This window comes from Arthrobacter sp. V1I7 (assembly GCF_030817015.1).
Classification (GTDB): domain Bacteria; phylum Actinomycetota; class Actinomycetes; order Actinomycetales; family Micrococcaceae; genus Arthrobacter.
In genome coordinates this window covers 4,689,776-4,708,669 of record NZ_JAUSYS010000001.1, presented here as the reverse complement: position 1 = coordinate 4,708,669, position 18,894 = coordinate 4,689,776, and the positions used below count along the sequence as shown (strand labels likewise).

General features: G+C 68.5%; 20 protein-coding genes. 4 read left to right on the top strand and 16 right to left on the bottom strand.

Annotated features, from left to right (window positions below):
• Nucleotides 1-16 precede the first annotated feature (16 nt).
• From QFZ69_RS21730 to QFZ69_RS21680, 11 genes are all read right to left on the bottom strand, one after another.
• Nucleotides 17-721, bottom strand: coding sequence for a 3-oxoacid CoA-transferase subunit B (locus QFZ69_RS21730; protein ID WP_306914446.1), 705 nt, complete (start codon nt 719-721; stop codon nt 17-19).
• Between the two features lies 1 nt (nt 722).
• Nucleotides 723-1,382: a 3-oxoacid CoA-transferase subunit A gene (locus QFZ69_RS21725; protein WP_306914445.1), complete on the bottom strand. Its 660-nt coding sequence runs from the start codon at nt 1,380-1,382 to the stop codon at nt 723-725.
• Between the two features lie 3 nt (nt 1,383-1,385).
• Complete coding sequence (locus QFZ69_RS21720) at nt 1,386-2,612, bottom strand: thiolase family protein (protein WP_306914443.1); 1,227 nt, start codon at nt 2,610-2,612, stop codon at nt 1,386-1,388.
• Nucleotides 2,609-3,064, bottom strand: a complete 456-nt coding sequence (pcaC, locus tag QFZ69_RS21715) for a 4-carboxymuconolactone decarboxylase (protein ID WP_306914440.1) — start codon at nt 3,062-3,064, stop codon at nt 2,609-2,611. Before pcaC ends, QFZ69_RS21720 begins: the two co-directional genes overlap by 4 nt.
• Nucleotides 3,061-3,879, bottom strand: coding sequence for an alpha/beta fold hydrolase (locus QFZ69_RS21710; RefSeq protein WP_306914438.1), 819 nt, complete (start codon nt 3,877-3,879; stop codon nt 3,061-3,063). Before QFZ69_RS21710 ends, pcaC begins: the two co-directional genes overlap by 4 nt.
• Nucleotides 3,872-5,371, bottom strand: a complete 1,500-nt coding sequence (locus QFZ69_RS21705; RefSeq protein ID WP_306914436.1) for a lyase family protein — start codon at nt 5,369-5,371, stop codon at nt 3,872-3,874. The genes QFZ69_RS21710 and QFZ69_RS21705 overlap by 8 nt, the downstream gene beginning before the upstream one ends.
• On the bottom strand, nt 5,368-5,943 hold the full coding sequence (pcaG, locus tag QFZ69_RS21700) for a protocatechuate 3,4-dioxygenase subunit alpha (RefSeq protein WP_306914434.1): 576 nt from the start codon (nt 5,941-5,943) through the stop codon (nt 5,368-5,370). Before pcaG ends, QFZ69_RS21705 begins: the two co-directional genes overlap by 4 nt.
• Before the next feature lie 7 nt (nt 5,944-5,950).
• The gene (gene pcaH, locus QFZ69_RS21695) at nt 5,951-6,859 is read right to left on the bottom strand and encodes a protocatechuate 3,4-dioxygenase subunit beta (protein WP_306914432.1); all 909 of its coding nucleotides are present in this window, start codon (nt 6,857-6,859) and stop codon (nt 5,951-5,953) included.
• A gap of 69 nt (nt 6,860-6,928) precedes the next feature.
• Nucleotides 6,929-8,890 (bottom strand): sugar phosphate isomerase/epimerase and 4-hydroxyphenylpyruvate domain-containing protein, encoded by a 1,962-nt coding sequence (locus QFZ69_RS21690; RefSeq protein ID WP_306914430.1) that lies wholly within the window; start codon nt 8,888-8,890, stop codon nt 6,929-6,931.
• Entirely contained in the window at nt 8,890-9,771 is an 882-nt protein-coding gene (locus tag QFZ69_RS21685; protein ID WP_306914428.1) for a shikimate dehydrogenase, read from the bottom strand. The genes QFZ69_RS21690 and QFZ69_RS21685 overlap by 1 nt, the downstream gene beginning before the upstream one ends.
• A gap of 151 nt (nt 9,772-9,922) precedes the next feature.
• On the bottom strand, nt 9,923-10,765 hold the full coding sequence (locus QFZ69_RS21680) for an IclR family transcriptional regulator (RefSeq protein ID WP_306914426.1): 843 nt from the start codon (nt 10,763-10,765) through the stop codon (nt 9,923-9,925).
• 225 nt (nt 10,766-10,990) lie between these two features.
• Between QFZ69_RS21680 and QFZ69_RS21675 the strand changes: the two genes are divergently transcribed.
• A complete protein-coding gene (locus QFZ69_RS21675) occupies nt 10,991-12,310 on the top strand; it encodes an MFS transporter (protein WP_306914424.1) in 1,320 nt (439 codons plus the stop codon).
• A gap of 99 nt (nt 12,311-12,409) precedes the next feature.
• On the opposite strand, the gene QFZ69_RS21670 is transcribed toward QFZ69_RS21675, so the two are convergent.
• Nucleotides 12,410-13,513 (bottom strand): ATP-dependent DNA ligase, encoded by a 1,104-nt coding sequence (locus tag QFZ69_RS21670; protein WP_306914422.1) that lies wholly within the window; start codon nt 13,511-13,513, stop codon nt 12,410-12,412.
• Nucleotides 13,514-13,604: 91 nt separating this feature from the next.
• Between QFZ69_RS21670 and QFZ69_RS21665 the strand changes: the two genes are divergently transcribed.
• From QFZ69_RS21665 to QFZ69_RS21655, 3 genes are all read left to right on the top strand, one after another.
• A complete protein-coding gene (locus QFZ69_RS21665; RefSeq protein ID WP_306914420.1) occupies nt 13,605-14,600 on the top strand; it encodes a TIGR03885 family FMN-dependent LLM class oxidoreductase in 996 nt (331 codons plus the stop codon).
• The gene (locus tag QFZ69_RS21660) at nt 14,597-16,291 is read left to right on the top strand and encodes an alpha-amylase family protein (RefSeq protein WP_306914418.1); all 1,695 of its coding nucleotides are present in this window, start codon (nt 14,597-14,599) and stop codon (nt 16,289-16,291) included. The genes QFZ69_RS21665 and QFZ69_RS21660 overlap by 4 nt, the downstream gene beginning before the upstream one ends.
• A gap of 130 nt (nt 16,292-16,421) precedes the next feature.
• Nucleotides 16,422-16,658 carry a hypothetical protein gene (locus tag QFZ69_RS21655; RefSeq protein ID WP_306919538.1) on the top strand — a complete coding sequence of 79 codons (237 nt, stop codon included), beginning with the start codon at nt 16,422-16,424 and terminating at the stop codon, nt 16,656-16,658.
• 5 nt (nt 16,659-16,663) lie between these two features.
• Here QFZ69_RS21655 and QFZ69_RS21650 read toward each other — a convergent pair whose 3' ends face one another.
• The 4 genes from QFZ69_RS21650 to QFZ69_RS21635 all read right to left on the bottom strand — a co-directional run bounded on the left by QFZ69_RS21650 (nt 16,664) and on the right by QFZ69_RS21635 (nt 18,888).
• Nucleotides 16,664-16,951 carry a MoaD/ThiS family protein gene (locus QFZ69_RS21650; protein ID WP_306914416.1) on the bottom strand — a complete coding sequence of 96 codons (288 nt, stop codon included), beginning with the start codon at nt 16,949-16,951 and terminating at the stop codon, nt 16,664-16,666.
• Nucleotides 16,952-16,958: 7 nt separating this feature from the next.
• The gene (locus QFZ69_RS21645) at nt 16,959-18,107 is read right to left on the bottom strand and encodes an exo-alpha-sialidase (protein ID WP_306914414.1); all 1,149 of its coding nucleotides are present in this window, start codon (nt 18,105-18,107) and stop codon (nt 16,959-16,961) included.
• A gap of 61 nt (nt 18,108-18,168) precedes the next feature.
• Complete coding sequence (locus QFZ69_RS21640; RefSeq protein ID WP_306919537.1) at nt 18,169-18,369, bottom strand: hypothetical protein; 201 nt, start codon at nt 18,367-18,369, stop codon at nt 18,169-18,171.
• 216 nt (nt 18,370-18,585) lie between these two features.
• Nucleotides 18,586-18,888, bottom strand: coding sequence for a DUF4193 domain-containing protein (locus QFZ69_RS21635; RefSeq protein ID WP_306914413.1), 303 nt, complete (start codon nt 18,886-18,888; stop codon nt 18,586-18,588).
• Nucleotides 18,889-18,894 lie beyond the last annotated feature (6 nt).

Genomic DNA, 18,894 nt, shown 5'->3' with positions numbered 1-18,894 from the left:
CGGGACGCCCATGCATTCAGCTTCCGGCGGCGGCCGCGGCCTTGAGCGGCACCGGCACCATCGCCTGCAGTTCCGCCAGGGTGCAGCCGAACGTTTCGCGGACCTCGACGCCGTCCGGGCCGGTGAGGAACACCGCCTTGTCCGTGTACACGCGGGTCACGCAGCCGATCCCGGTCAGCGGGTAGGTGCAGGTTTCGACGAGCTTGGACACGCCCTCGCGGGTCAGCAGCGTCATCATCACGAAGACGTCCTTGGCCCCGGTGGCGAGGTCCATGGCGCCGCCGACGGCCGGAACGGCATCCGGCGCGCCGGTGTGCCAGTTGGCGAGGTCGCCGGTCGCGGAGACCTGGAAGGCGCCGAGGACGCAGATGTCCAGGTGTCCGCCGCGCATGATTGCGAAGGAATCGGCGTGGTGGAAGTAGGACGCCCCGGGCAGTTCCGTCACCGGGATCTTGCCGGCGTTGATGAGGTCGCCGTCGATCTGGTCCCCGGCGGCCTCCGGGCCCATGCCGAGCATGCCGTTTTCGGTATGGAGCGTGATGTTCTGCTCCGGCTCGAGGTAATTGGAAACGAGGGTGGGCTGGCCGATCCCCAGGTTCACGAACGAGCCGGGGTTGATGTCCCGGGCCACGATTCGGGCGAGGTCGTCGCGGCCCAGCGGCTTGTTGCTGCTCTGGATCGGGCTCGGAAGCTCCGTCTGCTTACTGGGCTGCACGCTCATCTCAAGCCACCTTCACAATGCTGTTGACGTAGATTCCGGGGGTCACGATGTTCTCGGGGTCCAGTCCCCCGGTGGGAACGATCTCGGACACCTGCACGATTGTGTGCTTGGCCGCGGCGGCCATGATGGGGCCGAAGTTCCGGGCGGTCTTGCGGTAGACGAGGTTGCCCTTGCCGTCCGCCTTGAGCGCTTTGATCAGGGCGACGTCGGCGTGGATGGGCGTCTCGAACACCTGGCCGCGGCCGTTGATGATGCGGGTCTCCTTGCCCTCCGCCAGGGTGGTCCCGTACCCGGTGGGGGTGAAGAACCCGCCGATCCCGGCGCCGGCGGCGCGGATCCGCTCCGCCAGGTTGCCCTGCGGGACGAGTTCGAGCTCGATCTCGCCGGCGCGGAACCTGCTGTCGAAGTGCCAGGAGTCGGACTGCCGCGGGAAGGAGCAGATCATCTTCTTCACGCGGCCTTCCTTGATCAGCAGCGCCAGGCCCTGGTCGCCCTGGCCGGCGTTGTTGTTCACCACGGTCAGGTCCGTCGCGCCGCAGTCCATCAGCGCGTCAATGAGTTCGAACGGCTGGCCGGCGTTGCCGAATCCGCCGATCATCACGGTGGAGCCGTCCCTGATGCCGGCGACGGCCGCGCCGACGCTCTCTACAAAGTTCAGCATGTCCTAGCCCTTTACTGTGCCTGTTGTTGCCGACGCTACGGCGGAAGCGGAGACGTTTTCGAGGACCACGGCGAGGCCCTGGCCGACGCCGATGCAGATCGCGGCGACGCCCCAGCGCGCACCCGAGGCCTGCAGGGACCGGGCCAGGGTGCCCAGGATCCGGGTGCCGGAAGCGCCGAGCGGGTGGCCCATGGCGATGGCGCCGCCATGCCGGTTCACGATGGACGGGTCGATGCCCCAGGCGTTGATGCACGCCAGCGACTGCGCGGCGAATGCCTCGTTAAGCTCGACGGCGCCCACCTGGTCCCAGCCGATGCCCGCCTTGGCGAGGGCCTTGTTGGCAGCCTCCACCGGGGCGTAGCCGAAGAACTGCGGATCGTTGGCGTGCGCGCCCCGGCCGGCGATCCGGGCCACCGGTTCCATGCCGAGCAGCCCGGCGGCGTTCTCGGATCCGAGCCAGGCGGCGGAGGCGCCGTCGGAGAGCGGGGAGGCGTTGCCGGCGGTGACGGTGCCGTTCTCGGCGCGGAAGACGGTCTTGAGACCGGCGAGTTTCTCGGCTGAGGAACCGGCGCGGATGCCCTCGTCCCGGACCAGGTCCGTGCCGGGGACCACGGTGACGAGGTTGTCGTAGAAACCCTCGTCCCAGGCCGCGGCGGCCAGGTTGTGTGAGTTGGCGGAGAACTCGTCCTGCGCCTCGCGGGTCACACCGTATTTTTCGCGGAGCCGTTCGGTGGCTTCGCCAAGGGAGATGGTCCACTCCGCAGGCATGGCCTTGTTGACCAGCCGCCACCCCAGCGTGGTGGAGGCCAGCGTCAGGTCACCGGCCGGGTAGGGCTTCTCGGTCTTGGGCAACACCCAGGGCGCCCGGGACATGGATTCGGCGCCGCCGATCAGCATCAGCTCCGCGTCGCCGGTGTTGATCTGGCGGGAGGCGATGATTGCGGCGTCCAGGGAGGAGCCGCAGAGCCGGTTGACGGTGGTGCCGGGGATGGAGACCGGCAGGCCCGCCAGCAGCGTGCCCATCCGGGCGACGTTGCGGTTTTCCTCGCCGGCTCCGTTGGCGTTGCCGAACACCACCTCGTCGATCCGCTCGACATCGAGCTTCGGCGCGCGCTTCACGATCTCACCGATCACATGCGCGGCGAGATCATCCGGACGGACGCCCGCGAGGCCGCCGCCGAATTTGCCGAACGGGGTCCTCACGGCGTCGTAGAGGTAGGCCTGGTTCATGGCGTGCTGTCCTTTTCTGAAGAGTCCGATGCGGCGTTGTCCATGTGATGGAACACCTGCTGGGCGGTCTTGAAGGCGGTGTTGGCGGAGGGGACCCCGCAGTAGATGGCCGTCTGCAGCAGGATTTCCTTGATCTCATCCCTGCTCAGGCCGTTGGTGACGGCGGCGCGGATATGCATCGCCAGTTCTTCCCAGTGCCCGTGGGCCACCATGGCGGTGATGGTGACGGCGGAGCGCATCTGCCGGGTCAGGCCGGGCCGGGTCCAGATCCCGCCCCAGGCGATCCGGGTGATCATGTCCTGGAAGTCCTCGGTGAACGCGTCCTTCTGGGCGTTCGCGCGGTCCACGTGCGCGGCGCCGAGCACCTCGCGGCGGACCACCATGCCGCCGTCATAGATTTCCTTGCTGGTCGCATCGGGCTGGACGGCGCCGTTCCGTTCCGGGCCGGTCACTTTTCGGCTCCGCCGGATTCGGTCCAGGTGATGAGGCTCCGCAGCAGCCCGGCAACGTGGGCGGGTGCCTCGAACGGAGCCAGGTGCGCCACGCTTCCGAGGGTGACGGCACTCGCGGTGCCCCCGCCGGCGGTGATGCCCGCCGCGATCTCCTCGGCGAACGACGGCGGTGCCACACTGTCCTCGGCGCCCGCCACGGCCTGGGTGGGGACCCGGATGCTGCCGAGTTCGGCCCGGACGTCGAAGCCGGCCAGCGCTTCGCAGCAGAAGGCGTAGCTGAAGCGGTCGGCGTCGCGCAGGGCATGCAGCAGGCGGCTGCTGCGCTCGGGCTCGCGTTCCAGAAAGCCCGGGCCGAACCAGCGCTGCGCCGAACCCTGGAGCATCACCGGGGTGCCCTGGCTGCGCACGGTCTCGGCGCGTTCCCGCCAGCCCTCCGGAGTGCCGAGCTTCGCCCCGGAGCACTGCACGGACAGGCTCTTGAGCCGTTCGCCGTGCTTGATACCCAGCTGCAGTCCGGTGGCCCCGCCGAGGGACACGCCGGCGTAGTGGAAGCGCGCACCGGGCGCGATCGAATCGACCAGCTCGACGACGGCGTCGGCCAGCTCGGCAACACTGAATGGCTCCGCGGCGGCCGGCGAGATGCCGTGCCCGGGCAGGTCCCAGGCGACGACGTCGACGTCGTCCCCCAGCAGCCCTCCGGCCTGGGTCCACAGGAACGTGGAGGTCCCCAGTGACGGGCCCACTACCAGGAGCGGCTTGTCCCCGAGGGGGCGCGGGGGCGACAGCAGTACTGCCTTGACTGTTGGTCTAGCCACGGGAGGCTCCGTTCAGGTCGGGGGTCGGTGCGGCGTCGGGGGTATCGGCCGCAGTGCGGGCGTACTCGGGATAGGCCGCGAGGATGCGGCGGGAGATTTCGGCGGCCTGGCCGAGGTAGTTCGCCGGGTCCAGCAGCTCCTCCAGCCGGGCGTCGGAAAGCTGCTCCGCCGGGACGGCCGCGCGCAGCAGCCGCCGGTACGTGGCCGCCTGCTCCCGGGCGGGGGCCTGCAGCGTCTGGTCCACCACGGCCTGCAGCCGCTGTTTGCCGTTCTGGCCGGATTCGTCCGCCCCGAGAAGTGGCGCGACGGCGGCCGTGACGGCTTCGCTGAGCAGCAACGGCCCGGAAAGGTCCAGGTTGCGGCGCATGGCGTCCGGGAAGACCAGGAGCCCTTCGGTGAGTTCGCGGAGCTGCCCGGCGGCGCCCAGGGCGAGCCGGAGCAGCTGGCGGAGGGCCGGCCATTCGCTGTGCCAGGCACCGTCGGGGCGTTCGTCGTTGAAGTTGGCGGCGGCCAGGTGAAGCTGGGCTGCCTGCCCGGGGGCCTGCAGGGCGGCGCTGCGGATGAGCACCGAGAGCACCGGGTTCTGTTTCTGCGGCATGGCCGAGGATCCTCCCCGGCCGGCGGCGCGCGGCTCGGCAAGCTCGGCGACCTCGGGCCGGCTCAGGAACAGCACGTCGGCGGCGATCTTTCCGGCGGCGCCGGTCACGGCGGCCAGGGCATCGCCCAGTGCGGTGACGGCGAGCCGGTTCGTATGCCACGGCGCAGGGACGGGGGCGAGGCCCAGTCCGGCGGCCAGCCTGTCCGAAAGGTCAAAGGGCGTGACTGAGGTGCCGGCGGTCAGCGCGGTGCCGGCGGCCAAGGTGCCGGCAGCTCCCCCGGTCTGCACCGGAAGGTCGAGGGCCTCCAGCCGGCGCGCGGCCGCCGCGAGCCCGGCGAACCACTGCGCCGCCTTGAGTCCGAAGCTGAACGGCAGTGAGTGCTGCGTCAGGCTGCGGCCCACGCACAGCGTGTCCGCGTGCTCTTCCGCGAGGCCGGACAGTGATGCGCCCGCAGCGGTGAGTTCGCCGAGCAGCCCGCGGACGGCGTCCCGGGCCAGCAGCATGAGGGCCGAGTCGAGCACGTCCTGGCTGGTCAGCGAGGTGTGGACGGCGCCGCCGGCACCGATGCCGGCCGTGTCCAGGGCCTTGACCTGCGCGCGGAGGTCCGCCAGCAGCGGGATCACCGGGTTGGCGCCGCCCTGGGCGCGCACGGCGATGTCCGCGAGGTCATAGCGGCCTGCGTCTGCCGCTGCCGCGACGATCGCCGCGGAGCCGGCCGGGGCGAGGCCCGCCTCGTCCAGGACCGCGGCCCAGGCGGCCTCGACCCGGAGGATGGCAGCGAGCACCGCCCGGTCCCCGGTCAGTGCCGCCACGAAGGGCGACGCCGACACGGGGCTCAGCAGGCCAAAATCACCGTGCAGGCCGGCGTCGCCGCTGGTTCCAAGTGAGGTCATCTGGAGGTGCCCTCGAAGTCGAGGAAGACAGTCTCGTCCTCGCCCTGGAGCCTGAGGTCCCAGGTGAGGCCGCCGTCGGCGTCCCGGCGGGCGATCAGGGTCTGTCGGCGTTCCGGCTCGAGGGAGGACAGCAGCGGATCCGCGGCCAGCGCCTCCTCGTTTTCCGGCAGGTAGATCCGGGTGAAGAGCCGGTTCATCAGGCCGCGGGCGAAGACGGCAACGGCGATGAACGGCGCCGCGCCCTCCTCCGTGGCGCCCGGGTTCACCGTCGTGAAGGTGAAGGCGCCGGTGTTGCCCACCGCGCTGCGGCCGAAGCCGGTGAAAGTGTAGCCGTCCCGGACGAGCGAACCGGTGCGCTGCGGGATCCGGCCGTCCGCGTCCGGCTGCCAGATTTCCAGGATGGCGTCCGGGATCGGATGGCCGGCGCCGTCGTAGACGGTACCCTGCAGCCGGATGGAGCCCGGCGCGCCTGGGGCCAGCAGCTCGCGGTCCTTCGCGTAGGGCAGCGCGTAACCGTAGAACGGCCCGACGGTCTGGCCGGGGGTGGGGGTGAGCTTGGCGGGGGTAGTCATGATGGGCCTATTCATTCTCGTCACCTGCTGCGCCAAATGCCTCGTTCTCGGTCCAGGTCCGCTTCGACCCGGTCAGGACGATGTTCCAGTTGTACGCCAGCGCCCACTCGGGTTTGGTCTGCTCGTGGTTGTACGTGGCCACGAGCCGGTCCCGGGCGTCCTGGTCCACGATCGACTGGTAGATCGGGTCCAGCGGGAAGAGCTGGTCCCCGGGGAAGTACATCTGGGTGATAATCCGCTGGGTGAATTCCTGGCCGAACAGGGAGAAGTGGATGTGGGCCGGGCGCCAGGCGTTGAGGTGGTTCTTCCAGGGGTAGGCGCCGGGCTTGATGGTGGTGAAGCTGTAGGAGCCGTCCGCACCCGTGATGCAGCGGCCGACGCCGGTGAAGTTGGGGTCGATCGGGGCCGGGTGCTGGTCCCGCTTGTGGATGTAGCGGCCGGAGGAGTTGGCCTGCCAGATCTCGACGAGCTGCCCGGCCACGGGCCGGCCGTCGCCGTCGAGCACCCGGCCGGAGACGACGATGCGCTCACCCAGGGGTTCCCCGTTGTGCGCGATGGTGAGGTCCGATTCCAGTGCGTGCACATCCATGTGCCCGAACGCCGGCGAGTACAGCTCGATGGTCTCCGGATCCGCGTGGTGCAGGTTCTTCGTCGGGTGGCGGAGGATGCTGCTGCGGTAGGGCGCGTAGTCCAGCCGGGGCTGGACCTCGGCCGGGGCGCCGTTCCTGACGGCCTGCGCGTAGGCCTCGCCGAGGGCCTTCATCTCGGCGCTCAGGTCCGCCTGCGACTCCGCGGCAGCGTCCCCGGCAGGGACAGCACTGGCCTGCGTGCCCGGTGTGGCCCCGGTGGCTTGATTGGACGCGTCCTCGGTGAGCGGGTCCGCGTTGTAGACCTCAACGTTGATCTCTTCAGGCACGGCAGCCTCCTTTCATTGGGTATCGGTACTGGTCGGTTCGGCCAAGGTGCTTGGCTCAGGGCGTGTGGCTTAGGGGGTTAGCTTCAGCTGGTGCAGGTGGTCGTACTGGACAGCGTGCCGCACCGGGGCGTTGGGGGCGCCGTAGCCGTCATAGGCGCCGCGGCGTTCCACCATTTCAAAGAACACGCTTCCCACGGTGGCGGTGTAGAAATGCAGGAACTCGCCGTCGGCATCGCGGTCGTAGAGCAGGTTGAGCTCCCGGAGCGTCGCCAGGAAATCGGGCTCCAGGCCGAACCGCGCGTCGAGGTCCTCGTAGTAGTTTTCCGGAATCTGCAGGAACTCCAGACCCCGGGCCCGGGCGGCGCGGGCGGTGGCGATGAGGTCATCCACCGCGAAGGCGATGTGTTCCTGGTAGCTCCGGCGCTGGCCGCTGCCGGCAGTCCCTGCCGCGCTCGGCGTGGTCCCCTCCTGCTGGATCAGCGGGGCCAGGTTCAGCACCAGGCGGACGCCCCGGTCCCGGGTCAGCATCACCTGGGAGCGGACCAGCCCGGTGGGGCTGGCGACTTCCGCGTAGGGCTGAGGTTCCAGCGCGAGGGCACTGGTGTAGAAAAGCACGGCTTCGTCGAAATGCTGCCACGGCTGCGCGAGGTTGACGTGGTCAATCACGGCGCCCCGGTCCCCGGGCCGGCCCGTGGCGGGGGCTTCCAGTGCCTCACCGAACTCCCGGGTCCACGCTGCGGTGCCGTCCGGACTGCCCTGGCAGAGAAAGATCTCGGTAGAGTCAGGAGCGGCGAAGCCCTGGAAAATCTCCTCATTGGCCTGGCTCTTGCGCGGCACGGCCGGAGCCTTGAGCTGCTGGGCGCGGGCAGCGGCGATCACCGGGGAAGCGACGTCGAAGCCGAGCGCCGCGATGGCGGTCCCGGCGCTTCCGGCGCTTCCGGCACCGGCAGATTCTTCGTTGATGATGACGCGGGCGTGGCCCATGGTCCACAGTTGCACGTTCTTGGTCCGGTGCCGTCCGTTGGACGCGAAGCCGAGCTGGCCGAGCAGGGTTTCCAGAGCGGGGGTGTCCGCGGTCCGGACCTCTGCGAAGTTGAAGCCTGCGGGTTCGGCCACCTGCGGGAGCGTGGCCAGTTCCATCGGATACCGACGGCGGGTGGTCGGGTCGCCGCCGGCAACCTTGCCGTCCGGGCCCCCGGTGGCAGGATTGGCGCCGAGCCACTGGGCGGTTTGTTCTTCCAGCCAGATCAGCGACCGCATCGCGTCCACGGCGGTGCGTTCGACGTCGGCCTGGCGGAAGACATCGTTGAAGACCTCGAGGGATACCGGTCCGGTGTAGCCGGCCCGGACTGCGTGTCCCAGGAACTTGGCGAGTTCGAACTGCCCCTCGCCCGGAAACACGCGGTAGTGCCGGCTCCAGGACAGCACGTCCATGGAGAGCTTCGGCGCATCGGCCACCTGGATGAAAAAGATCTTGTCCGGGTTGAAACCCTCGATCGGCGCGGGGTCCCAGTCGCGGGAGAGGATGTGGAAGGAATCCAGGCAGGTTCCCAGATTGGGGTGGTCCACCGCTTGCACCAGCCGGTGGGCATGCTCATAGTCACTGACATACTTGCCCCAGGCCAGCGCCTCATAGGCGACCTTGACGCCGTGGTCCGCGGCGAGCCCGGCCAGCCGGGAGAGCTGCTCCGCGCGGAGTGCGTCGTCATCGATGCTCGCGGTGGCCACATTGGAGCAGACCAGGACGGTGTCCATGCCGAGGCGGGACATCAGGCGGAACTTGGCCCCGGCGCGGCGCAGGTTGGCCACGAGGAGTTCCTCCGGGACGCTGTCGAAGTCGCGGAACGGCTGGTAGAGGTCCAGGCTCAGGCCCAGGTCCGCGGCCATTTTCCGGACCTCTTCCGGGCTCAATGGAGACGTGACGAGGTCCTGCTCGAAGATCTCGATCCCGTCGAAGCCGGCCGCGGCGCAGGCCTGCATTTTCTCACGGAGCGTGCCGGAGAGGCAGACGGTGGCGATTCCGGTGCGCATCAGGCGGCCACCTCTTCAGCGGCGACGAGTTCAAGGAAGTGGGCCCGCATGCGGTCGGCATCGGGTTCGAGGCCGGTGAAGATCCGGAAGGCGTCGGCGGCCTGGCCGACGGCCATCCGTCCGCCGTCAAGCACCTCGCAGCCCTTCGCCCGCGCCCCGCGGACCAGTTCGGTCTCGATCGGGCGGTAGACGATGTCCGCGACCCAGTGCCGGGGCTCCAGGAGGGACATGTCCAGCGGAACGCCCGGATGGGCGGCCATGCCCACCGGAGTGCAGTGCACCAGGCCGTCGGCCTGCGGCATCAGCCGCGGCAGTTCCGCCGTCGTCCGGGCAGTGACGGACTGGTCCGGAAAGAACCCGGCGAGTTCCGCGGCGCGGGCCGCGCAGCGTCCGGCGTCGGTGTCCACCAGCACGAGTTCGCGGACTCCAGCGGTCAGCAGGGCGTAGGCGACGGCGGAACCGGCACCGCCGGCGCCCAGCTGGACCACCCGGCCCAGCTTCGCGCCGGGAAGGCCGGAGGCCAGTGCCGCGGCGAATCCGGAAAAGTCGGTGTTGTGGCCGATGAAGCGGCCGTCCCGGATGGTCACCGTGTTCACCGCGCCAAGCCGCCGGGCGTCGGGCGAGATCTCGTCCAGGTGTTCCAGGACCAGCTGCTTGCACGGGTGGGTGATGTTCAGCCCGTTGTAGCCGAGCCGCCGTGCGCCGCTCAGGAGCTCGCCCACGGCTTCGCCCGGGAGCTCCAGCTCAAGGAGGTCGATGGGGCGGTAGAGGTACCGGAGGCCCTGCACATCGCCTTCGCGTTCGTGCATATAGGGAGTGAGCGATGGCATCACGCCATCACCCACCAGTCCTACGAGGAAGGACTCAGCTCGATTGCTCATCCGTATAGCTCCTTTGACAACGACACTCGGCCGGCGGAGGCGCCCGGGGCGTATCCGGCTGGTCGGGTGATAGGGATTACAGTACCGCAGTTGTTCACATCACGCACCTTTGTTCTACTAGCGAACATCTCACGCAGGCTTCCGTCCGGTCTCACTGCTGGGGAAGCCGCGCGGACAGCTCCGCCGCAGCGGATTGCAGCAGCGGCACCAGGGCCACGAGGGCTTCCAGGCTCATCCGGAACACGGGGACCGCCGTGGCCAGCGAGGCGAAGGCCTGGCCCTGCAAGTTGAAGACCGGGACCGCGACGGCACGCATGCCGAGCTCGTTTTCCTCGTCCATGGTGGCGTAGCCGCGGCGCCGGACGAGGTCGATCTCGGCCCGGAAGGCCTCGCGGTCCGTGATCGAGAACTCCGTCAGCGGCTCCAGCTCCAGGCCCTCCACGAGCTCGGCGCGGGTGGCGTCATCGGCAAAGGCCACGAGAGCCTTTCCAACCGAGGTGGTGTGCAGGGCTCCGAGGTGGCCCGGATCGCTCGTGACGCGAAAGGTTTGGGGACCGTCGACCTTGTTGACGGTGAGGTGGTGCATCCCGTCGCGCACCGACAGAATGGTGGCCTCCCCCGACTCCTCCGTGACGCGCCGCAGTATGGGCAGGGCCGTGCCGGCGAAGCCGTGGTGGTTGGACACCCGCTGGCCGAGCTGGAAGACGCGCAGGCCGAGGTGGTAGCGGCGGCCGTCCGGCTCGTAGTCAACAAAACCGTCGCGGGTCAGGGATCCCAGCAGCCGGTAGGTGGTGCTGAAGGGCAGCTCCGCCCGGCGGGAGAGCTCGGCGGCACTGGCGCCGCGCGGCTCGTCACCGAGCAGGACCAGCAGGCCCAGCGCCTTGCCGACCATGTCCGTCCGGGAGTCATCCCGGGGCGTCTTGGCGGCTTTGCCGGCGGGGGCCTGCGGGGCGGTGGAGGGATCGGCCACTTCTGTGTCTTGGTTCACACTCATGGTCCTATGCTCTCACATCGTGAGAGCTGTTTCTAGATGGTGATTATTTTTGTTGACAGGTGACTGTGCTCACAGTCATGATTGCTACATCGCACAAGTAGCTCCCACCATGTGGCTACTAGTCCGGGTCTTTCCACGAACTTCCGGTTGCCGCACACTTAAAGCCATCGGCGACTGAGGCCTTCCTGATCCATCCGCGACACTGTCGTCACACAAAGGAACACCATGAGCCAGACACTCCCGTCCACGACGCCGGGCACTGATGCACCGGCTGGGACCCCGAAAAAGGCAGCCCTCGCCAGCTTCCTGGGCAGCGCCGTCGAGTACTACGACTTCTTTATCTTCGGCTCCGCCGCCGCGCTGATCTTCCCCACGGTCTTCTTCCCCGACGCCGGCACCAACGCGGCGATCATGTCGTTCGCGACCTTCGGCTTCGCCTACGTCGCCCGGCCGGTCGGCGCCGTCATCCTGGGCCACTTCGGCGACCGGGTGGGACGACGCAAGGTCCTCATGTTCACGCTGCTGCTGATGGGCGCCTCCACCTTCCTGATCGGCTGCCTGCCCGACTTCAACACCATCGGCTGGTGGGCACCGGCCCTGCTCGTGCTGGCGCGTCTCTGCCAGGGCCTCTCCGCCGCCGGCGAGCAGGCGGGTGCCTCCTCCATGACCCTGGAGCATGCCCCGGACAACCGCCGCTCCTTCTTCACCTCCTGGACGCTCACCGGCACCCAAGGCGGCCAGATCCTGGCGGCCCTGGTCTTCATCCCGGTTCTGGCCCTGCCGGACGAGATCAAGTACGGCATCGGCTGGCGCATCCCGTTCTGGCTCAGCGCCGTCGTCGTGCTTGTTGCGTTCTTCATCCGCCGCACCCTGCACGAGCCGCCGGCGTTCGAGGAAGCCCAGAAGAATGCCCAGATCTCCAAGCTCCCCGTCGCCGATCTGCTCAAGCACCACTGGCGCGATGTCCTCCGCGTCGTCGCCTGCGCCTTCATCGCCGCCGTCTCCACGGTGTTCGGCACCCTGGCCATCAGCTACGCCAAGAACGTCGCCGGCGTGGACGGCACCACCACCCTCTGGCTCGTCGTCGGCGCCAACCTGGTGGCCCTCGGCACCCAGCCGCTCTTCGGCATGCTCGCCGACCGGATCGGTCGCAAGCCGGTCTTCATCTACGGCGTGCTGGCCAGTGCCATCCTGACACCGGTCTTCCTGCTGAGCCTCGAATCCGGCAGCGTCCCGCTGATGTTCCTCGCCGCGATCGGCTTCTTCTCCTTCGGCTACGCGGCCTCCAACGCCGTCTGGCCTTCCTTCTACGCCGAAATGTTCAGCACCAAGGTCCGCTTCTCCGGCCTGGCGATCGGCACCCAGCTCGGCTTCCTGATGGCAGGCTTCGCCCCGGCGATCGTCGCGGCCATGGGCGGCATCAAGCCCGGCGGCTGGGTCCAGATCAGCATCTTCACCGCCATCATCTGCGCCATCTCGGCCGTCTCGGCCCTGACCGCCAAGGAAACGTTCAAAGTTCCCACCAAGGAGCTCGGCCTGCGCTAAGGCTTCACCGACCGGCCCGACGGCGGTCCACCCCTTCCCGGGGGCGGGCCGCCGTCGTCGTTTTCCCGGGTCGGGCCGCCGTCGGCATTGGACCGCCCGTTACCCGCTGCCGGTTTCCAGCACTTCGGACAGGTCATAGGAGACGGGCTCCTCGAGCTGTTCGTAGGTGCACGAGCTCGGGTCCCGGTCCTCGCGCCAGCGGACGAACTGCGCGGTGTGGCGGAACCGCGCGCCTTCCATGTGGTCGTACTTCACTTCGACGACGCGTTCCGGACGGAGCGGCGTGAAGGACAGGTCCTTGCCCCCGCTCCACCGGCTGCCCTCGGCGTTGCGCGGGGTCCGGGTACCGTCCGCCTGCCTGATCGGCGCCCACGGGTGGTCCGCGGCGTCGGTCACAAGCGGCTGGAGCTCCTCGAAGAGTTCCTTGCGGCGCTGCATCGGAAAGGCACCGACCACTCCGACGTTGGCGAGGACGCCGTCGTCGTCGTACAGGCCCAGCAGAAGGGAACCGACCCGGTCCGGGCCGGAGGTGTGCACCCGGTAGCCGGCGAGGACGCAATCCGCGGTGCGCTCGTGCTTGATCTTGAACATCACGCGTTTGTCCGGCTGGTACGTACCGTCCAGGGCTTTGGCCACGATCCCGTCCAGCCCGGCCCCTTCGAACCGGGTGAACCACTGGCCGGCGGTCTCCCGGTCATCGGTCGCGGCCGTCAGATGGATAGGCGCGGAACTGCCGGCGAGGGCCCGCTCCAGGGCAGCGCGCCGATCCGTCAGGGGGCGTCCGGTGAGGTCGTCGTCGTCGAGCGCGAGCAGATCAAACGCGACAAAGCTCGCCGGGATCTCCTCGGCCAGCAGCCGGACCCTGCTCGCGGCCGGATGGATGCGTTGCTGGAGCGCGTCGAAGTCGAGCCTGTCCCCGGAAGCGCCCACGAGGATGATCTCGCCGTCGACCACGCAGCGCGGCGGCAGGTTCGCCTTCAGCGCCTCGACCAACTCGGGGAAGTACCGGGTCAGCGGCTTGCCGTTGCGGCTGCCGATCTCCACCTCCTCGCCGTCACGGAAGATGATGGACCGGAAGCCGTCCCATTTGGGCTCATAGCTCCATCCCGGCCCGGGGTCCCCGGCATTTCCGGAGGTCCCCGGGAGGGAACCTACGGCTTTGGCCAGCATCGGCGCGATCGGAGGCATCAGGGGCAGTCGCATAGGGCCCATTCTTGCCCGGCGTCCCGCCTGCCGCCAGCCCCGCCGGCAGGTATTCCTCGACACCTGCCCGCCGCGACGGTAGACATTAACGATGGCGACCCTCGGCTTCCACGCATCGCACGAGCAAATCAGTCCCGGCCAGCTCCTCAAGGACGTCCAGCTGGCGGAGCAGGCGGGCTTCGACGCCGCGATGTGCTCGGACCACATCGAGCCCTGGTCCGCCCGGCAGGGCCACTCCGGCTTCGCCTGGTCCTGGCTCGGAGCCGCCCTGGCCACCACCAGGCTGCGCTTCGGCGTCGTGACGGCCCCGGGCCAGCGGTACCACCCGGCGATCATCGCCCACGCCGCGGCCACACTCGCGGACATGTTCCCGGGCCGCTTCTGGATGGCGACCGGCAGCGGTGAGTACCTGAACGAGCACGTCACCGGCGAGATCTGGCCGGACAAGGAAACCCGGCAGCGGCGCCTGGAGGAGGCCGTGCAGATCATCCGCGAACTGCACGACGGTCGGGAGGTCACCCGCAGCGGCCTGCTCAAAGTCCAGCAGGCCCGGCTCTGGGACATTCCGGAAATCAAGCCGCCCCTGATCGCGCCGGCCGTCAGCGTGGAGACCGCCCAGCGCTCGGCCGCCTGGGCGGACGGGCTGGTCACGGTGAACCAGCCACCCGCGAAGCTCAAGGACATGCTCGCCGCCTACCGCGATGCCGGCGGCCGGGGCAAAGCCGCCCTGCAGGTCCACCTTTCCTGGGCGCCCGTGGAGGAGGACGCCGTCGCGATCGCCCTCGACCAATGGCGCAGCAACGTCTTTGCCCCACCGATTCCGTGGGACCTCCCCACCGCGGCCCACTTCGACAACGTCAGCGCCGAGGTGGGCGAGAAGCAGGTGCGGACCGCCGTCAACATCTCCGCCGACACCGGGCAGCACGCCGAGTGGCTCGCCGGCTACCTCGAGCTCGGCTTCGAGGAGCTCTACCTTCATTTCGTCGGCCAGGAGCAGGAACCGTTTATCGACGCCTTTGCCGAGCACGTGCTCCCGCAGCTGCGCGGAACCGGCAGCCCGGTCCGGGTCCGGGAGGTACTGCTGTGAGAATTGCCAAGACCTCCGACCTGTGGTGGAAGAATGCGGTGATCTACTGCGTGGACCCGGAAACCTTCTTCGACGACGACGGCGACGGCACCGGGGACTTCGGCGGCCTGATCCAGCGCGTGGACTACCTGGCCGCGCTGGGCGTGACCTGCATCTGGCTCATGCCGTTCTACCCCTCTCCGGACCGGGACGACGGCTACGACATCACCGACATGTATGGCGTCGATCACCGGCTCGGCACCCTCGGCGACGTGGTGGAGTTCATCCGGACCGCCAAGGACCGCGGCCTGCGGGTGATCGCGGATTTTGTCATCAACCACACTTCCGACAAGCACCCCTGGTTTGTCCAGTCCCGGAAGTCCGTGGACAACCCGTACCGGGACTACTACGTCTGGCGGAAGGACACTCCCCCGGACACCTCCGACCAGGTGGTGTTCCCCGGCGAGGAGACTTCCATCTGGACCCAGGACAAGGCCACCGGCGAGTGGTACCTGCACATGTTCGCCAAGCACCAGCCGGACCTGAACGTGGCGAACCCCAAGGTCCGGGACGAGATCGCCAAGTCCATGGGATTCTGGCTGCAGCTCGGCCTGGACGGGTTCCGCCTCGACGCCGTCCCGTTCTTCCTGGAACTGCGCGGCGAGCCCGAAGACGAAGCGGCCAGGACCGACCCGCACGAGTACCTGGGCGCCCTGCGCAGCTTCCTGAACCGCCGCAGCGGCAGCGCCGTCCTGCTTGGCGAGGTCAATCTGCCCTACAAGGAGCAGCTGAAGTACTTCGGCGGGTCCGAGGGAAACGAGCTGAACATGCAGTTCGACTTCCTCTCCATGCAGGCCATGTACCTCTCGCTGGCGCGGGAGGACGCCCGGCCGCTGGCGAAGAGCCTCGGCAGCCGCCCGAAGATCCATGCGGACAACCAGTGGGCGATGTTCGTCCGGAACCATGACGAACTGACGTTGGACAAGCTCAGCGACGCCGAGCGCCAGGAGGTCTTTGCCGCCTTCGGACCGGACGAGGACATGCAGATGTACGGCCGCGGCCTGCGGCGCCGGCTGCCCACCATGCTCAAGGGGGACCCCGCGCGGATCCGGATGGTCTATTCGCTGATGTTCTCGCTGCCGGGCACACCGGTGCTGTTCTACGGCGAGGAGATCGGGATGGGCGAGGACCTGCGGGCCAAGGGCCGTTCCGCCGTCCGCTCCCCGATGCAGTGGGACGACGCCGAGAACGGCGGCTTCTCCACCGCCCCGGCAAAGGACCTGGTGGCTCCCATAGTGGAAGGCTGCTTCGGGCCGAAGAACATCAACGCCGCCGCCGCGAAGCGGGACCCGGAGTCGCTCTGGAACTTCATCGCCACGCTCATCCAACGCTACCGGGAAAGTCCCGAGCTGGGCTGGGGCGAGTTCGAGCTGATCACGCATCGGGCCGCGGAGGTCCTGCTGCACCGCTGCAGCTGGGCCGGATCAACCCTCATCCTGGCCCACAACTTCAGGGCGGGGCCGGTGTCGGTGACCGCAAACGCCACGTCGACGGCGGGCCCGGAGCCGGGCTTCGCCGGCGCCGTGCTGCGCGACCTGCTGGACGGACAGGATGTCCCGCTCGCGGACGACGGCGGCTTTGAACTGCAGCTGGACCGCTACGGCTACCGCTGGTTCCGAATCCGGCGGCCGGAGGACCGCCATATCCCGTGAGGGTGGTAACGGACCGGCCGCCTAATCCTTACCCACCGCTTACCGGGTCGAAATGCAGCGGCAACACTGGCGCAGGACACTGGAGGTGTCGGCAATAGCAGGCACCAGCTCCAGTCCGGGAGGCCCCGCCATGATGAAGGAAGCCAACGCCCATGTGACCCGTATCCGTGCCGTGGATCAGCTGCATCGCGGCGACGAGATCGAAGCCCGCCTGAGGGTCGGCCCGAGCTACGACGACGTGGTGATCCGCCGCGGCCGCGTCCAGGAAACTGCGCCGGGAATCGGCGTCGTCTGGATTCTTGACCGCGTGTCAGGCACCCGTAAGGCCATCAACACGGACGAGTGCAGCCTCTGGCGGGTCGCTTGAGGCCGCTAGCCTCCCGCGACGGACTGGATGATCAGCAGTTCCTGGCCGGGTGAGACCTCGGTGGCCAGACCCTGCAGCCGGCGGATCTCGTTGCCGTTGACGTAGATATTCACGTAGCGGCGGACCTTCCCGGTTTCATCCCGCAGTCGCCTGGACAGGGCCGGGTAGCCCCCGGTCACCGTGTCCAGCACCCCCGCTACCGTTACCGCCCCGTCGGCGGGCGCAGTCAGGATGGACTGCCCGCCGGCGAGCGGCTGGAGCACACTGGGGAGCAGGACGCTGATCTCAGCCATCGGATGCTCACGCGTTCAGGGTGAAGTCCGGCGGCACGGCGCCGGGCACCCCTCCACGGGACACGGCAGCGGCCCGCACGCACAGCACGTCCGGCAGGTGCGAGGCCACCTCGGTGAAGTGTTCGCCCTCATCGGCGCTGGCGTAGACGCTGCCGCCGCGGGTTCCGAAATATACGCCGGCCGGCTCCGCCGCATCGACGCCTGCGGCGTCCCGCAGCACGGCGTTGAACTCGGCCTCCGGAAGTCCGGCGTCGAGCCGTTTCCAGCTCGCGCCGGCGTCATCGGTCCGGTGGACCGCAAGTCTGCCCTCCGGCGGGATCCTTTCGCTGTCAGCCTTCAGCGGGACCACCCAGGCCGTGCCGGCCCGGCGGGGATGGGTCAGCATCACGAAGCCGAAGTCCGCCGGCAGCCCTTCCGCAATCGATTCCCAATGCTCGGCGTCATCGTCGCTGCGGTACACGCCGTGGTGGTTCTGGGCATAGAGGCGGCCCTCAACGGCGGCGTCGGCGGCAATCTTGTGGACGCACTGGCCAAATTCCGGGTTCGGATCCGGCATGAAGTACGCCGAAATCCCCTTGTTGCGGGGCTCCCAGGACGTGCCGCCGTCGAGCGAGCGGTAGACGCCGCCGGTGCTCATGGCGACATGGACCTTCTCGCCCGTGGGGTCGAGGACGATCGAGTGCGCCGCGGCGCCGCCGTACCCGGCTCCCCAGTCGGTGCGGTGCGGGTGGTCCCAGAGTCCGCGGTTCAGCTCGAAGTGTTCGCCGCCGTCGGTGGACTTCCAGATGGAGATCGGTTCGCAGCCGGCCCAGACCACTCCGGGACGGGAGTCGGCATCCGGATGGATCTGCCAGACGCGTTCGAGCGCGGCATCAGTACCCTCCGGAAAGCGGATGGCACCCTGCTCGGGCTCGTTCCAGGTGGCACCCAGGTCATCAGAGTGGAAGACTGTGGGGCCCCAGTGCTCGGATCTGACACCGGCCAGGATCCGGGTCCTGCCGTCGCGTGTGTCGATGGCGATGCTGGGGACCTCGCTCATCAGGAAATGCGGGCCCGAAAGGGACCAGTCCTTGCGGTCAGGGCTGCTTGCCAGCCAGAGTCCTTTTTTAGTGCCGATCGCCAGGACATAACTCTCTGCGGTAGCCATGCCCCCCATGCAACCACCCCGGCCGGGAGGCCGCAATGGTTTTAAGGTCCTGATTTGACCCGTTGGGCGGTCAGTCCACGAATTCGGACTGGGTCTCGATAAAGTCCCAGTCCGCGGCCGTCAGGACTCCGGAGGCATCATTTGGGCGGGGACCGCCGGCCTCGGCAATCCCCTGCAGCACGGGCAGGGGAAGTTCGTCGGCGCGCAGGTTTTCCCGCAGCCACTCCTTGCTCGCCAGATCCAGATCCAGCCACCACATGAAGATTTCCACGGCGATCACCCTTCCTTCCGTTCTTCAACGTTAGGCTTCCGGGCCGGGGTGTTCAAGGGCCACTGGACTCTGGCGGCCGTCCCAAGCCGGAAGGTCCTGGTGGCCGCCGCCGTCGCCGATCCGTCCAGTGGCGGGTTTTCGGGACGGATTCACGCTCCCGCTTCGGGGCCTGTACCTGTGGCGGCCGTTACGGCATCATGGCCGCCCTGCAGCGACCTAGCCTTCACATTCGACGCAGTACTTGTGGCCGTTCTTTTCGCGGGCGATCTGGGAGCGGTGCCGGACCAGGAAACAGGAATAGCAGGTGAACTCGTCTTCGGCCTGCGGGATGACCTGGACGACCAGTTCCTCGGCAACGAACTCTCCGCCCGGAACCATCGTGTCGTCCAGCGCATCGGATTCATCCAGTTCCCGGACCACGCTGCGGGCATCAGGTGCATTCGCGGATTGCAGCGCTTCCAGGGAACTGTCCTGGGACTCCTTGACATCGGAGCGTACTTCGTCGTAATCGGTTGCCACGTAGGT